General features: G+C 68.4%; 17 protein-coding genes. 3 read left to right on the top strand and 14 right to left on the bottom strand.

The annotated features are described in order from the left end of the window. Positions 1-77 precede the first annotated feature (77 nt). The 10 genes from VE326_04820 to VE326_04865 all read right to left on the bottom strand — a co-directional run bounded on the left by VE326_04820 (position 78) and on the right by VE326_04865 (position 7,331). Positions 78-383, bottom strand: a complete 306-nt coding sequence (locus VE326_04820) for a 4a-hydroxytetrahydrobiopterin dehydratase (protein HYJ32520.1) — start codon at positions 381-383, stop codon at positions 78-80. 7 nt (positions 384-390) lie between these two features. Continuing rightward, entirely contained in the window at positions 391-678 is a 288-nt protein-coding gene (locus VE326_04825; protein ID HYJ32521.1) for a metal-sulfur cluster assembly factor, read from the bottom strand. Positions 679-680: 2 nt separating this feature from the next. Further along, positions 681-1,010 (bottom strand): non-heme iron oxygenase ferredoxin subunit, encoded by a 330-nt coding sequence (locus VE326_04830; GenBank protein HYJ32522.1) that lies wholly within the window; start codon positions 1,008-1,010, stop codon positions 681-683. Positions 1,011-1,032: 22 nt separating this feature from the next. Then, on the bottom strand, positions 1,033-1,431 hold the full coding sequence (locus VE326_04835; protein ID HYJ32523.1) for an SUF system NifU family Fe-S cluster assembly protein: 399 nt from the start codon (positions 1,429-1,431) through the stop codon (positions 1,033-1,035). A gap of 3 nt (positions 1,432-1,434) precedes the next feature. Beyond that, positions 1,435-2,736, bottom strand: a complete 1,302-nt coding sequence (locus VE326_04840; GenBank protein HYJ32524.1) for a cysteine desulfurase — start codon at positions 2,734-2,736, stop codon at positions 1,435-1,437. A gap of 2 nt (positions 2,737-2,738) precedes the next feature. Beyond that, positions 2,739-4,109 carry a Fe-S cluster assembly protein SufD gene (sufD, locus tag VE326_04845; GenBank protein ID HYJ32525.1) on the bottom strand — a complete coding sequence of 457 codons (1,371 nt, stop codon included), beginning with the start codon at positions 4,107-4,109 and terminating at the stop codon, positions 2,739-2,741. 43 nt (positions 4,110-4,152) lie between these two features. After that, on the bottom strand, positions 4,153-5,559 hold the full coding sequence (sufB, locus tag VE326_04850) for a Fe-S cluster assembly protein SufB (protein HYJ32526.1): 1,407 nt from the start codon (positions 5,557-5,559) through the stop codon (positions 4,153-4,155). Between the two features lie 26 nt (positions 5,560-5,585). Beyond that, entirely contained in the window at positions 5,586-6,359 is a 774-nt protein-coding gene (gene sufC / locus VE326_04855) for a Fe-S cluster assembly ATPase SufC (protein HYJ32527.1), read from the bottom strand. Between the two features lie 64 nt (positions 6,360-6,423). Next, positions 6,424-6,801, bottom strand: a complete 378-nt coding sequence (locus tag VE326_04860; protein HYJ32528.1) for an iron-sulfur cluster assembly accessory protein — start codon at positions 6,799-6,801, stop codon at positions 6,424-6,426. Beyond that, positions 6,798-7,331, bottom strand: a complete 534-nt coding sequence (locus VE326_04865) for a MerR family transcriptional regulator (GenBank protein ID HYJ32529.1) — start codon at positions 7,329-7,331, stop codon at positions 6,798-6,800. The genes VE326_04860 and VE326_04865 overlap by 4 nt, the downstream gene beginning before the upstream one ends. A 172-nt stretch (positions 7,332-7,503) precedes the next feature. Between VE326_04865 and VE326_04870 the strand changes: the two genes are divergently transcribed. Further along, positions 7,504-7,899 carry a cupredoxin domain-containing protein gene (locus VE326_04870; GenBank protein ID HYJ32530.1) on the top strand — a complete coding sequence of 132 codons (396 nt, stop codon included), beginning with the start codon at positions 7,504-7,506 and terminating at the stop codon, positions 7,897-7,899. Next, complete coding sequence (locus VE326_04875) at positions 7,896-8,384, top strand: DUF2269 family protein (GenBank protein ID HYJ32531.1); 489 nt, start codon at positions 7,896-7,898, stop codon at positions 8,382-8,384. Before VE326_04870 ends, VE326_04875 begins: the two co-directional genes overlap by 4 nt. Here VE326_04875 and VE326_04880 read toward each other — a convergent pair. The 4 genes from VE326_04880 to VE326_04895 are packed head-to-tail and all read right to left on the bottom strand — an operon-like array spanning position 8,311 to position 12,764. Beyond that, entirely contained in the window at positions 8,311-9,903 is a 1,593-nt protein-coding gene (locus tag VE326_04880) for an acyl-CoA reductase (protein HYJ32532.1), read from the bottom strand. The two genes, VE326_04875 and VE326_04880, sit on opposite strands and share 74 nt — an antisense overlap. Beyond that, positions 9,900-11,006, bottom strand: a complete 1,107-nt coding sequence (locus VE326_04885; protein ID HYJ32533.1) for a hypothetical protein — start codon at positions 11,004-11,006, stop codon at positions 9,900-9,902. The genes VE326_04880 and VE326_04885 overlap by 4 nt, the downstream gene beginning before the upstream one ends. Further along, complete coding sequence (locus VE326_04890) at positions 10,994-12,229, bottom strand: hypothetical protein (protein HYJ32534.1); 1,236 nt, start codon at positions 12,227-12,229, stop codon at positions 10,994-10,996. The genes VE326_04885 and VE326_04890 overlap by 13 nt, the downstream gene beginning before the upstream one ends. A 1-nt stretch (position 12,230) precedes the next feature. Beyond that, a complete protein-coding gene (locus VE326_04895; protein HYJ32535.1) occupies positions 12,231-12,764 on the bottom strand; it encodes an LOG family protein in 534 nt (177 codons plus the stop codon). 95 nt (positions 12,765-12,859) lie between these two features. Here VE326_04895 and nadE point away from each other — a divergent pair. Beyond that, positions 12,860-14,211 (top strand): NAD(+) synthase (nadE, locus tag VE326_04900; GenBank protein ID HYJ32536.1); only part of this gene is annotated, 1,352 nt, incomplete at its 3' end.

The following is a 14,211-nucleotide window of genomic DNA, read 5'->3' on the forward strand; positions in this document are numbered from 1 at the left end:
TTATATTTATGTTAATTAGTGGCGGCGTCGCTGGAAGGGCCTCGTACAACGCAGACGAGCGGCATCGCCGTACGCTGCTACGTCGGTACGCCCATCTTCTTCCGCACGGCCTCGACTTCCTTCGCCAGCGCGACGTCCTTCCCCGTGATGCCCCCGGAGTCATGCGTCGTCAGGCGCAGGGTGATGTTCGAGTAGCGGATGTCGACGTCGGGGTGGTGATTCGCCAGCTCGGCCAAATGGGCGACGGCGTTCACGAAGACGATCGCCTCGGGAAAGGTCGCGTGCTTGTAGGTCTTCTGGAGCATGCCGGCCTCGAGCTTCCAGCCGGGCAGCTCCGCGAGCGCGGCCGTGATCTCGGCGTCGCTCAGCTTGGGGGTGGGCACGGCCGGATCACCACCGGCCCAGGAGGCCGGGATCGGACATCATCTCGGGGGACCAGGGATCGGGCAGGATCTCGACCTCGGTCTCCTTCCCGGTCACGCGCGTGGTCACTTCCTTCACCTGCGCGACGATCTGGGGGGCGTAGGGGCAGAAGGGGGTCGTGAGCAGCATGCGCACGACGTGCGGCTCGACGCTCTGGTCGATCTCGCGCACCAGGCCCAGGTCGATAATGCTCAGGTGGATCTCGGGATCCACCACTTCCTCCAGCGCGGTGCGGATTTCTTCGTCGCTCGCCATGTCTAGTCCTCCGGGAGCCCGACCAGCAGGTCGTCCCCTTCCACGCGAACCGGGTAGGCGTCCACCGGCGTCACCGCCGGGAAGGAGAGCGCAGCACCGGTCCGAATGCTGAATCGCGCGCCATGGCGCGGGCAGATCACGACGTCGTCGTCGACCTCTCCCTCCGCCAGCGGCCCGCCGTCATGGGTGCAGATGTCCTCGATCGCGTAGTAGCCGTCGTTCAGGCGGTAGATGGCGATGTGCCGGTCCTCCACCTCGAACGTCTCGGGGCGGCCCTCCGGGATGTCCGCGACCTTGCCCACCTTCACGTACCGGGCCGCTTTCTCGATCACGACCGCGCCCTCCCGCACTCGCTCACTCCTCCTCCTCTTCCTTCCAGCTCTGCAGCCCGTAGATCCCCACCTTGAGCGTCTTCAGGGCGAGGAGCGCGCACTTGAGCCGGACCGGACCCAGCTCGATCCCCAAGAGCTCGAGCACGTCGTCGCGCCCGATCCGCTTCACCTCCTCCAGCGTCTTCCCCTTGATCTCCTCGGTCAGCATCGAGGCCGCAGCGCGGCTGATCGAGCAGCCGACGCCGGTGAACTTCACGTCCTCGATGGTACCGTCCTTGACGCGGAGATCCATGCGGATCTTGTCCCCGCAGAGCGGATTGGAATCCTCGGCGCTGATCTCCGGATGATCGAGGGTGCCGAAATTCCGGGGATTCTGGGAGTGGTCGAGGATGTCCTGCCGGTAGAGGTCGTCCAGGCTCATAGGTTAGGAGTTGAAGACCTGCTTCGCCTTCCGCACGCCGGCGACCAGCCGGTCGATCTCTTCGGGAAGGTTGTAGACGTAGAAGGAGGCGCGGGTGGAGGCGGCGATCCCGAACTTGGCGTGGAGCGGCATCGTACAGTGGTGCCCCGCCCGCACCGCGATGCCTTCGCGGTCGAGCACGGCGGCCACGTCGTGGGCGTGGATCCCCTCCACGGTGAACGAGACGATCCCGCCGCGCTCGGGCGCCGGCGGTCCGTAGATCGTCACGCCGGGGATCGCGCCCAGCCCTTCGAGCGCCTGGACCGTGAGGTCCGCGTCGTGGCGCCGCACGGCATCCATGCCCAGCCCCTCGAGATACTCGATCGCCGCGCCCAGCGCGATCGTGTCGCCGATGTTCATGGTGCCCGCCTCGAACTTGAACGGGATGTCGTTCCAGGTCGACCCGGACAGCTTGACCTCGCGGATCATCTCGCCGCCCCCGAAGAAGGGAGGCATCGCCTCGAGGTGCTCGCGCTTGGCGTAGAGGGCGCCGATGCCGGTGGGCGCGAGCATCTTGTGGCCGGAGAACGCGAGGAAGTCGCAGTCGAGCGCGCGCACGTCGGTGCCGAGGTGCGGCACGCTCTGCGCGCCGTCCACGAGCACGACCGCTCCCGCGGCATGCGCCCGGCGGATCAGCTCCTCGACGGGATTGATCGTGCCGATCGCGTTCGCCATATGGGCGACCGCGAGGAGCTTCACCGGGCCGTCCAGGATCGCGTCCAGGCTCGAGAGGTCCAGCCTTCCGCTCCCGTCCACCGGGATGTAGCGCAGCGTGGCGCCCTTCTCCTCGGCCAGGAGCTGCCAGGGCACCATGTTCGAGTGGTGCTCCATCTCGGTGGCGACGATGACGTCGCCGGGGCCCACGAACTTTCGGCCCCACGAGTTCGAGACGAGGTTGATCGACTCGGTGGTGCCCCGCGTGAAGACGATCTCCTTGGCCGAGCGCGCGTTGAGGAACCGCGCCACGATGGAGCGCGCGGCCTCGTACATCTCGGTGGACTCCTCGGCCATGCGGTAGACGCCGCGGTGCACGTTGGCGTTGTTGGTGCGGTAGAACGAGTCGATGGCGCGCAGCACCTGGACCGGCTTCTGCGTGGTCGCGGTGTTGTCGAGGTAGGCGAGCCGCTTTCCGTAGATCTCGCGCGAGAGGACCGGGAAGTCCTTCCGGATCGCGGCCACGTCCAGCCGCCGCTCGGGCGCTTCGACCGAGCCGCTCCGCATCGAGGAGGGGTTCACGGCTCCGGCCCCCCGCTCCGCGCGCGTCATCGTCACCGCCCCGCCTTCTCGTCCATCGCCTGGGTCACCAGGGCCCGCAGGGTCGGCGAGGGGATCCGTTCCAGCACCGGCTCGAAGAAGCCGGAGATGATGAGTCTCTCGGCGTCGGGCTTGGCCAGCCCGCGCGCCATCAGATAGAAGAGCTGCTCGTCGTCCACCTGCCCCACCGTGGCGCCGTGCGTGCAGCGCACGTCGTTCGCCTCGATCTCGAGGCTCGGGATGGAGTCGGCGCGAGCCTTGTCGGAGAGGATCAGGTTCCGGTTCGCCTGGTAGGCGTCGGAGCGCTGGGCGTTCTTGTGCACGCGGATCAGCCCCTGGTAGATGGTGCGGGCCCGGCCGCGCAGCGCCCCCTTGAAGAGCAGGTCGCTGGTGGTGTTGCCCACCACGTGATTCTGGAAGGTGTGGAAATCGAAATGCTGCGACTCGTTGCCGAAGTAGCAGCCGGAGAACTTCCCCTCGGCGCCCTGGCCCTCCAGGTGCAGCTCCATGTCCGACTTGACCAGCTTTCCGCCCAGCGCGGCGAAGGTCCAGTGGAAGCGGGCGTCGCGGCCGATGCGCGCGCGCTCGACGCCGAAGTGGTAGACGTTGCCCGCCCAGTGGTTCAGCGTGGCGAGATGGAGGTCGGCGGCTTCGCCGACCGTGATCTCCGTGACCGGCACCACGACCGCCACCCCCGGCTCGCCCGAGGAGACGTACTCCTCGATCACGGTCGCCTTGGCGCCCTTCTCCAGCGCGACGACCAGGTGCGGGAAGATCGCGAGATCGGGCGTTCCCCGCGCGATCAGCACGCGGATCGGCTTCTCGACCACCGCGCCGGCGGGGACGTGGATCAGCACGCCCTCGGAGCGGAGCGCCGCGTTCAGGGCGGTGAAGCGGCTCTCGTCGTAACGCACCGAGGCGCCTACCAGCCGCTGGACCAGCTCCGGTTTCTCCCGCGCGGCCTGCGCGATCGAGAGCACCGTGACCCCCGCGCGCGAGAGCGCGGCGTCGCGGTCGAGGAGCACGACGTTGGCGTCGAGCGTGACGACGAGCGCCGAGCGCTCCTCGGCGGGTCCGATCTCCGCGCGCAGCTCGGCCGGCAGATCGGCCACGGAGCGCGCGGCCGGATGGGACTCCCGGTCGATCAGGAGCGCGTCCCACTTGAGGCCGGAGATGTCGGTGCGGCGCCAGAGCTCTTCGACCCGCGTCGGGAAGGGCGTCTTCTGGCTGAAGGCCCAGGCGCGGGCGCGGCGCTCGGCGAGAAACGCCGGCTCCTCCGCGCGCGCGGCGAGGGCGGAGACGCCCGCGTCGGTCAGACCGCCGAGCCGGCCGGGGAGGGCCGACGCGGGCTCGAGCGTGGTGCCTGGGATTTCGGAAGGGGCCACGTTTTCTCCTCTCATGTCTATGGCGTCCGGGGCGGGCCGGCGATCAGCCGACCGAGCCCTCCATCTGAAGCTGAATCAGGCGGTTCATCTCGACGGCGTACTCCATCGGGAGCTCCTTCGTGATCGGCTCGATGAATCCGCTCACGATCATGCCGGCCGCTTCCGCCTCGGGAATGCCGCGGCTCATGAGATAGAAGAGCTGCTCGTCCCCGATCTTCGAGACCGTCGCCTCGTGGCCGATCGAGACCTTGTCTTCCTCGATCTCCATGTAGGGATAGGTGTCCGAACGCGAGTCCTCGTCCAGGAGGAGCGCGTCGCAGCGCACCGTCGACTTGCAGTTGATCGCGCCCTTGGCCACCTTGACCAGGCCGCGATAGCCGGCCCGCCCGCCGTCCTTGCTGATCGACTTGGAGACGACGTTCGACGTGGTGTTGGAGGCCGCGTGCACGCACTTGCCGCCGGCGTCCTGGTGCTGCCCCTTGCCGGCGAAGGCGATCGACAGGATCTCGGCGTGCGCGCCCGGCTCCATCATGTAGACGCTCGGGTACTTCATGGTGAGCTTGGAGCCGAGGTTGGCGTCCACCCATTCCATGGTGGCGTCCTGGTAGGCCGCCGCGCGCTTGGTGACCAGGTTGAAGACGTTGTTCGACCAGTTCTGGATGGTGGTGTAGCGGCAGCGCGCGCCCTTCTTCACCACGATCTCGACCACCGCGGCGTGCAGCGAATCGCTCGCGTAGATCGGCGCGGTGCAGCCCTCGACGTAGTGCACGAAGGCGCCCTCGTCCACGATGATCAGCGTGCGCTCGAACTGCCCCATGTTCTGGGCGTTGATGCGGAAGTAGGCCTGCAGGGGCAGGTCGACCTTCACCCCCTTCGGCACGTAGATGAAGCTGCCGCCGCTCCAGACCGCGCTGTTCAGCGCGGCGAACTTGTTGTCCGAGGGCGGAATGATCGTCCCGAAGTACTGCCGGAAGAGATCGGGGTGCTGCTCCAGGGCCGATCCCGTGTCGAGGAAGATGACCCCCTTGTTCGCGAGGTCCTCCTTGATCTTGTGGTAGACGGTCTCCGAGTCGTACTGGGCGCCCACGCCGGAGAGGAACTTCTGCTCCGCCTCGGGAATGCCCAGCTTGTCGAACGTGCGCTTGATGTCCGCGGGCACGTCGTCCCAGTTCTTCCCCTGCTCGTCCGTCGGCTTCAGGTAGTAGAAGATGTTCTGGAAATCGATCTCCCCGACGTTGCCGCCCCAGTTGGGGAGCGGCTTCTTCTCGAACTGCTCGAGGGCCTTCAGGCGGAAGTCGCGCATCCAGGCCGGCTCCTTCTTCATCGCCGAGATCTCCGCGACCACGTCCTTGTCCAGCCCGCGGCGGGACTTGAAGATGGGGGCGATATCGTCGTGGAAGCCGTACTTCTCCTTGTAGCCTTCGCGAATGTCGAGCGACTGTTCGGTCATCGTGGCTCCTTTATCGTCCGGGGCGCTCAAGCGGCCTGGGGATCGCCCACGCCGATGTATCCCTGCGCCTCGAGCTCGTGCGCCAGCTCCGCCCCGCCCGACTTGACGATACGGCCGTCGACGAGCACGTGGACGAACTGCGGCTTGATGTAGTTGAGAATGCGCTGGTAGTGCGTGATCAGCAGCACGCCCAGGTCGGGACCGGCCAGCGCGTTGACCCCTTCGGCCACGATGCGCAGCGCGTCGATGTCGAGCCCGGAGTCGGTCTCGTCCAGCACCGCGATCTCCGGCCGGAGCACCGCCATCTGGAGGATCTCGGCGCGCTTCTTCTCGCCGCCCGAGAAGCCGTCGTTGATGTAGCGGCCCGCGAAGGAATCGTCCATCTTGAGAAGCGCCATCTTCTCCTTCACCAGCGCGCGGAATTCCTTGGGCGGAAGCGGCTTCTCCTCGCCCATCTCCTTGCGCCTCGCCTGCAGCGACATGCGCAGGAAGTTGGCCACGCTGACGCCCGGGATCGCGGTCGGGTACTGGAACGCGAGGAAGAGCCCGCGGCGCCCGCGCTCGTCGGCGCTCCACTCGGCGATGTCCTGCCCCTTGAAGCGGACCGATCCGCCGGTCACCTGGTATTTCGGATGGCCCATGAGGGCGTTGGCGAGCGTGCTCTTGCCCGAGCCGTTCGGCCCCATGATGGCGTGGATCTCGCCCTGATTCACCGTGAGGGTCAGCCCCTTGAGGATCGGCTTTCCCTCCACCGCGACGTGGAGATTGTCGATCTGAAGCGTCGGCGTGCCGCTCTTCATGTGCTCCCTTTCTCGATGGTTCGTGCGCGCCGCGCGCGCGGTGGCCGGGCCCGGTCTGGGCCCGCTACAGGCTGAAGCTGTCGCCGCACCCGCACGACTTCTTCACGCGCGGGTTCTTGAACTGAATGCCCGTTCCCAGCATGCCCCGCTGATAGTCCACGACGGTGCCGTCGAGGATCTCGAGCGAGCGGGGATCCACGAGCACCGTGAGCCCCTCGTACTCGAGGACCAGGTCGCTCGGGCGGCGGGCGGTGGTGAACCCCATGAAATAGGAATAGCCGGAGCACCCGCCCGCCTTGACGCCCAGGCGGAGATCCTGCCCCTCCTTGCCTTCCTTGGTCCGCACCCGGAGCACCCACTCGACGGCCGCGGGGGTCAGGGTGATGGTTCCCTTCGGAGCGCCGGTGGAATCGGCGCGGTTTTCGGCGGTCGTCTCGCTCATGCGCTCTCCGTCGTCAGCACCCGCAGGGAGATCCCGGGACGCGCCCCGACCTGAAACCCGGCCACCAGGGCCGGCGGCTCCTGCATGCCGTGGTCCTCGGGGCACTGCGGGCAATCCTCCTGCGTCGTCCGCGGCGGGCGGCACGTCTCGCAGGTGTTCAGGTACTGGAGCGACCCCTCCAGCTCCTTTTCGAGCGCCGCGAAGCGCTCGAGCGCGGCCCGCGTTTCCGCGAGCCGCTTCTCGAAGGTCGCGCGCACCACTTTCATCGCGTCGGGACCGTAATGGGTGGCTTGCCAAGCTTTCAGAAGATCTTGAATCTGATGAAGCGTGAATCCGCTTTCCTGAAGCAGCTCGATCCACCGGATGCGCGTGAGCGCGCTCTCGTCGTAGAGCCGAAAGCCGCCGTGCGAACGGGCGGTAGGAGCCAGAAGGCCCAGCTCTTCGTACAGCCGCAGCGCCCGGACCGACTTCCCCGTGCGCCGCGCCATGTCTCCAACTTTGAGCAGCTTGGACGAGTCGTGGTTTTCCATGGGTCTCCGGAATCGGCTTTCGAGGGCATCATACCCTTACGTACACGTTAGATTCCAGCGGAAAAGCGAGGGATCCAGGCTTTTGTGGTATATAGAGGTAGGCTGGCGGGACAGCGGGACTGGCCGCTCGTATTGGGGACGGGCCGGTACCCACAACCAAGAAGGAGTTTCCGTGAACCACCATCGAGCGACCAAACTGACCCTGGCTCTCTTGGGCCTTGCGGTGGTCCTGAGCGTGTACGCGCTCGGGTGCAAGAAGGACAAAACGACCAATCCGACGGGCGGAGGCGGTCCTGCCGACGTGACGATCCAGATCGTCGGCTTCAATGGGGCCAACTCGTACGCTCCCGACACCGCCACGGTGGCGAAGGGACAGACCGTCTCATGGCACAACGCCGACGCCACGGCTCACACGGCCACGGCGAACAATGGCACCGCGTTTGGAACCGGAACGCTCGCTCCCGGCGCGACCAGCGCGGCCGCCGCCATGAATACGGCCGGGACCTTCCCGTACCATTGCCTGATCCACGGGACCACCATGTCCGGTGTCCTCATCGTCACCCCGTGAGAGACCTGCTCGTCTACCTCCACGCCGCGAGCGCGGTGGCGCTGATCGCCGAGCTCCTGTACGCAGGCTTCTGGCTCCGATCCGCGCTCGCGCGCGGCGGAGGCTCGGCCATCACCCGCTACACGCTCGCGACGATGGAGTGGACGAGCAAGTCGATCGCGCTTCCCGCGATCCTCGTCAACCTGATCACCGGGCTGGGCCTGCTCCACTTCGCGCACATCCGCTTCTCGGAGGCGAAGTGGGTCGTGGTGTCGCTTTTGCTCTACGTGATCCTGACGGGGGTGTGGCACGGCATGCTGATCCCCACGCGGAAGAAGATGCAGCGGCTGGTCGAGGCCGAGCCCGCGGCCGGCTACGCCAAGGAAGAGCGGGAGACCTCAAGCGAATTCCTGGGGATGGCGAAGCGGTGGCTCAGCGTGAACGCCGGCGCGCTCGTGCTGGTGTTCGGGATCCTCGCGCTGATGGTTTTGAAGCCGAGGTTCTAGCCGCTTTCTTCTTCACCGGCTTCGCACGCGTTGGCCGGCGCACCGGCGACTTCGCCGCGCGGGGCCGCGCCTTGTTTGAGCGGGGCCGCGTCTTCGCCGCGCGGGGCGCCCGCGCCTCCTCCACGGTCACCCACGTGACGAACGGCTCCAGGCGCCGCAGTCCCCCGTGCGTTCCGAGCGGCGAGGGGCGCTGCAGCGAGCCTAACCCCGCGATGCGCGGGATCCCGAGCGCCGCAAACCGCGACACGAGGCCCGCCCGGCGCGGATTCGTTTCTTCCAGAGCCAGCGCCTCGATGAAACGCGCCGAGCCCTGGACCGCCCGCTCGAACTCCTCGGGGCCCGTGATCGAATGGACGCGCACGGTCCGATGGGCCGGACCCGGCTCGAAGCGCGCGCCTCCCTCGCACACCACGGTCCAGCGCGTCCCCGTTTCCGACGCGAGCACGTTCGTCTCCGGGGACGCGGAAGCGTCGAACCGCGCCTGCGCGCGATAGAGCTGCAGCGCGGCCGATTCGGTCGCGGTGGGCTCGCGGCGCGGCATAGCACCCGCCGACTCCTGCAGCGCATGGCCGATCGCCGCCGCGAAATCCAACGGGGTGGCGGCGCCGCCCCGCTCCGCGTACACCGCGTGCGGCGAGAGGCATCCCTGCTGGTCGTAGAGCGAGACGTCGAGCGCGAGCCGCCGCGCGGCGTTCGGGAGGTTCGCGCGCGAGAGCGCGCCGCGCCCGACGTAGGCCAGGCTCACCTTGGGTCCGTGGAAGACCGTCTTCGCGTCCGGCCGCGTCTGCCGCGCGAGGCTCGTGATCGCGGTCTCGCCTCCGAACGCCAGCACCGCCGGCGCCTGGGCCAGCGCCGCGCGCTCCAGCTCGGACGTGCCTCCTTTCCACCAGATCACGGCCATGCAGCGCCCCAGCGCCTCGTCCTCGTCGGCGATCGCGCGCGCGAGATGCGAGGCGAGCACCGGCTCCTGGGCCGAGGTCTTGGCGAGGAGCGCCGACTTCAAGACCAGCGCCGTCAGCATCGGCCAGACCGGGACGGCGGGAACGTTCCCCGCGTAGACCTGGAACATCCACTCCGGCCCCACCGCGCGGCGCAGGACCCCCTCGCGCGTGGGTACCGGGCGATCGAGGGCGGAGACCGAGCCCAGCTCCGAGGCGATCCAGCGGCGCAGACCGCCGTGCGCAAGCGGCTCGAAGGCGTCGTCCAGCGCGCGCTGGACCATCGGCTCGGCGTAGCGCCCGGACTCCAGGAGCGCCTGGACCAGGGCGCGCCGCTTCCGGTCCTTGGGATCCAGGTGGCGGGCGATCACGCGCTCGAGGGGCCGGAGGATTTCCGCGATCGGCCGGTGCGCGAGGTGCTCCTCGCGCGCGGCTCGGAGGCGCTCGATCCATCGGGTGAGGTCGGCCGCCAGGAAAACCGGCAGCCGGATCGTCACCGCGTCGTGCGCGGGGCCGAAGCGGTGGACCGAGGTCTCGACGTCGGACGCGAGCGCGCGCGGGAGGTAAAACCCGTCGATCACGCGCCGGTCCGCTTCAGGAACTCTTCGTAGGCCAAGGAGCAGCCGCGCGGCTCGGCGTCCAGGAGGCGCCCCTCGAGAATCAGGTGCTCTCCCAGGCGGCGTCCGACATCCTCCGTCTGGAGCGCGAGCGGGACCTCGAGGTTCGCGAGGTCGTAGTGGACGAGGATCCCGGTCTCGCCCTGGTGGCGCTCCTCCATCGTCTCGGGATCGAGCACGCGCGTGCGCACCCAGGGCGGAAGGTGCTTGCCGGGAATCGCCTCCCGCCGCTCGTGCGCCGCCCGCAGCGAGTCCTCGTAGAACTGGCTTCCCATTTCGGCCATCCCGTACTCGTTCACGACGTGCGACGGGCGAAGCGCCAGATGGCGCTCGAACGCCTCCTCCACCTCGGCCCGCGTGAATTCGGCGATCATCCCCTTGGCCCCGCCCGTGTCCATGGCGCGGCTTTCGGCCGGAAGCTGGAAGGCGGCGTTCAGGATCCGAAGCCGCTCGAAGTAGGCCATGAAGAGGAGCGTCGTCCCGAGCAGGAGAAGCGGCTCGCCCTTCTCCATCGCGAGCCGGATCGCGTCGTCCGCGGCTTTCCAGCGCGGGTCGCCGTGCTGCACCACGTAGAGCGGCTCCAGGCCGAACTCGCGCGCCACGCGGTCCACCATGAACCAGAGCGAGGAGCGCGGCGCGTCGGCCGCGCTCGGACCGAAGACGATCGCCCGGAGGCGCAGTCCGTCCGGCAGGAGGTGGCGCTCGAAATTCCGGAGCAGCGAGGTCTCGTAGAGGGTCGTGTCCGCAAGGCGCACGCGCCCCGGCTGCGAGATCGTCGTGCCGCTGGTCTCGAACGTGACGCCGGAGGTCTCCTCGGGGAGTGCGGCGCTCAGCTCGTGGCTCTTGAACGCGGAGCAGGGAACGGGCGGGATGTCCTGCCAGCGCTCGACCCGCGCGGGATCCACGCCCAGGTGACGCACGAACGCCCCGTAGGGCGGGATCGACTCGACCTGTGCCTTGAAGGAGCGAATCATCAGCGCTTCCGTGCGCCGCGCCTGCGCGTCGCCCGTCGGCGTCCAGTCCGCGCGCGCGATGTGGTCGCGGACGGACTCTCTCAGTTCCCGCATCGGTAGCCCCGCTGCGCCTCGTCCCCGCCGAACGTCTTCCCCTGCCCCCAGATGACGATCGCATCGTCCGCGGCTTCCAGGTCGAAGTACACGACGTAGTCGAGATAGGCCACCGTCGGGAACATGTCGATCTTCGCCATGACCGTGGAGGCCGTGCTGTCCGCCAGGAAGATCCCGAAGAGCTGGCGATTCAAGGTCGTCGCGATATCGGTGGATTGGGCCGTCGTCGTCTTCGAAGGCGCCAACCCCATCGCGAGCACGGCGGTCCTGCCCCGCTGCGCGATGCATGGGTCCTGCATCACCTCGAGAACCTGGACGCTGTCGACCTCGCGATTCGATGCCTGGAAGGCGGCGAGCATCTGAGGAAGCAGGCGGGAGCGCATCGCTCCCGTGACGGGTACCAGGCGCCGAACGATCTGGTGGACGTTCGGTCCGATCGCCAGGCCCGCGACGCTCACGAGCGACCAGGAGCCCGCCTTGGGGTCGAGTACGAGCGCGCGGTCGCTCGCCAGGAGCACGACCGAGCCCTGCACGAGACCCGCCTGAGCCGTGCGCCAGGCCGGGAAGAAGTCCCGCAGCTTGAAACCGCGGTGTGCCAGGGGCGATTCGCTGGGGGTTCCGAACCAGCTGCCGGTGGTGAGATTCCAGACCACGATCTGCTCGGCGATCCCCCCACCTTCGGATTCGCTGGCGCATCCGAAGACGACGTGGTCGTCCACCACCCAGACCGCATCGACGTTCCAGTGTGCGAGCGGCGCAAGAAGGAGCGCGCGAGGGGCGGCGCCCGGGCTCGGCAGGATCATCCGGGGCACGCCGCCGAATTCCTCGGCCATGTGCCCCCAGGTGAAGCGAAGCGTGTCGCCGCCGACACGAAACGAGCTGTAGACAGCATCCCGCGGATCGAACGACGCGTCGCGATGCCGCGCCGCCACGGTGTCGGCGCGCGGGACGAAGCGCACGGGCGCCAGATCCATCGCCCGCGTATCGCGGCGCTCCAGATACGTCACGATCCGGCGGCCTTCGAAGCCGTTCCCGACCTTGGGCCAGGTCCGGGACGTGCGCGCATAGGCGGAGGGAAGCACCTGGGCGAGGGAGCCCTTGGCGGCGGAGTCCTGGGCGCGACTCGGAGAGGCGGCATGGGTGCGTCTGGGGGCGGCGGCATGGGACGAGACCGTCCCTCCGAGCACGACGCCGATCGCAAAGAGAATGACGAACCGCCTCACCTCACGCCCCCCACGCGATCGCGGCGGCTTCTTCCGCGTCGCGCGCCACGCGGAGCAGTCCGCGGAGGTCGGGGCCGAACTCGAATTTCCTGTCGAGGAGGTCCAGGAGCTCGTCCCAGCCCTCGCCGACGAGCACCAGCGCGTCGGGGTCTTCGTCCCGGTCGTGCGTGAGGAGGGTCCAGACCCAGAAGAGCTCGTTCATCGTTCCGACGCCGCCCGGCAGGACGACCGCCGCCCGGGTGCCCGCGAGCAGATTCCGGATCCGCTCGTAGAGATCGGACGCTTCGACGACCTCGCTCAGCTCCGAGGAGGGCACGCGCGTCTCCTGGTACCAGGCCAGCGTGCAGCCGACGACCTTGCCGCCCGCCGACCGGGCGCCCTCGGTCACCGCTTCCATGACACCGCCGTAGCCGCCGCAGCGAACGACGGCCCCGCGGCGCGCCAGGGCAGCGCCCAGCTCGCGCGCCAGCCGGTGGTGGGGCGAATCCCGCGGCGCCTTGCTGCTGCCGAAGACCGCGACCGAAGTCTTTGTCATGGTGCCGAATATACCACCCATGCCTTCTGCCGGACCGCTCCGGCCGGGCGCCCGCCGGGGACGCACGAGCCGCTGCGTCATGGTAGCATCGGCTCATGACCCGTCATCGCCCAGCGCCGGGGTCCGGCTCCCGATCCCGCGCGAGCCGGATCGTCCGCATCGCGCTCGCCCAGGTGAATCCCACGGTCGGAGACCTCCCCGGCAACACGCGCAAGGTCATCGAGTTCATCGGCCGCGCGCGGGAGATGGGGGCCGAGCTGGTCGCCTTTCCCGAGCTGGTGCTGACCGGCTATCCGCCCGAAGACCTCCTCCTTCGCCCCGAATTCATCGATCAGAACATGGCGGCGCTGGACGAGGTGACCCGCGCGACGCGCGGGATCACCGCGGTCGTCGGCTTCGCGCAGCGCGCCGAGGACGTCTATAACGCCGCGGCGATCGCGCACGACGGCGAGATCGCGGGCGTCTACCACAAGAGCCATCTGCCCAATTACGCGGTCTTCGACGAGGTGCGCTACTTCCGCCCGGGGCGGAACCCGTTCGTCTGCAAGCGCGGCGCGCTCACGTTCGGCGTGAACATCTGCGAGGACATCTGGCTTCCTTCCAGCCTGAACCAGCTCGCCGTCTACGGCGACGCCGACCTCGTGATCAACCTCTCCTCCTCGCCCTACCACATGGGCAAGTCGATCGCGCGCGACCGCATGCTCGCCACGCGCGCGCAGGACGCGGTCTCGGTGCTGGCCTTCGTGAACACCGTCGGCGGACAGGACGAGCTGGTCTTCGACGGGAACAGCCGCGTGTTCGGTCCGCGCGGGACGACGCTCGCCGCGGCCAAGGCGTTCGAAGAGGACCTCGTCGTGCTCGACATCGACCTCGACGAGGTCTTCTCGGCACGGCTCAAGGATCCGAGGAGCCGCGAGATGGCCCATCGCGACGAGCCCGAGGAGCCGATCCCCATCGTGGAGCTGCGCCCCGTGCCCGAACCGGCGCGGCCGACGATCCAGGTGCGGGCGGTGCAGACCCCCGCGGGAGAAGCCGAGGTCTACGAGGCGCTGATCCTGGGCACGCGGGACTACGTGCGGAAGAACGCCTTCTCGCATGTGGTGCTCGGGCTCTCGGGAGGCATCGATTCCGCGCTCACCGCTTCGGTGGCCGTGGATGCGCTGGGTGCTGAGAACGTGACGGGCGCCTATATGCCCTCCGGCTTCAGCGCGAAGGAAAGCGGGGCCGACGCGGCCGCCCTCGCGAAGAACCTGGGCTTCCCGATGCTCACACTGCCGATCGGCGAGGAGATGGAGGCCTACCGGAAATCGCTCGCGCCTGCGTTCGAGGGACGGCCGGAGGACGTGACCGAGGAGAACATCCAGTCGCGCATCCGGGGCAACTTCCTGATGGCCCTGTCGAACAAGTTCGGCTGGCTGGTGCTCACCACCGGCAACAAGAGCGAGTA

Source organism: Candidatus Binatia bacterium (assembly GCA_035631035.1).
Lineage (GTDB): Bacteria > Eisenbacteria > RBG-16-71-46 > SZUA-252 > SZUA-252 > DASQJL01.

Excerpts from the sequence above, each read along its gene's own strand:
- VE326_04885 (HYJ32533.1), bottom strand. The coding sequence starts at position 11,006 with ATGCGGGAACTGAGAGAGTCCGTCCGCGACCACATCGCGCGCGCGGAC.
- sufC (HYJ32527.1), bottom strand. The coding sequence starts at position 6,359 with ATGAAGAGCGGCACGCCGACGCTTCAGATCGACAATCTCCACGTCGCG.
- VE326_04825 (HYJ32521.1), bottom strand. The coding sequence starts at position 678 with ATGGCGAGCGACGAAGAAATCCGCACCGCGCTGGAGGAAGTGGTGGAT.
- sufB (HYJ32526.1), bottom strand. The coding sequence starts at position 5,559 with ATGACCGAACAGTCGCTCGACATTCGCGAAGGCTACAAGGAGAAGTAC.
- VE326_04840 (HYJ32524.1), bottom strand. The coding sequence starts at position 2,736 with ATGACGCGCGCGGAGCGGGGGGCCGGAGCCGTGAACCCCTCCTCGATG.
- VE326_04895 (HYJ32535.1), bottom strand. The coding sequence starts at position 12,764 with ATGACAAAGACTTCGGTCGCGGTCTTCGGCAGCAGCAAGGCGCCGCGG.
- VE326_04860 (HYJ32528.1), bottom strand. The coding sequence starts at position 6,801 with ATGAGCGAGACGACCGCCGAAAACCGCGCCGATTCCACCGGCGCTCCG.
- VE326_04835 (HYJ32523.1), bottom strand. The coding sequence starts at position 1,431 with ATGAGCCTGGACGACCTCTACCGGCAGGACATCCTCGACCACTCCCAG.
- VE326_04865 (HYJ32529.1), bottom strand. The coding sequence starts at position 7,331 with ATGGAAAACCACGACTCGTCCAAGCTGCTCAAAGTTGGAGACATGGCG.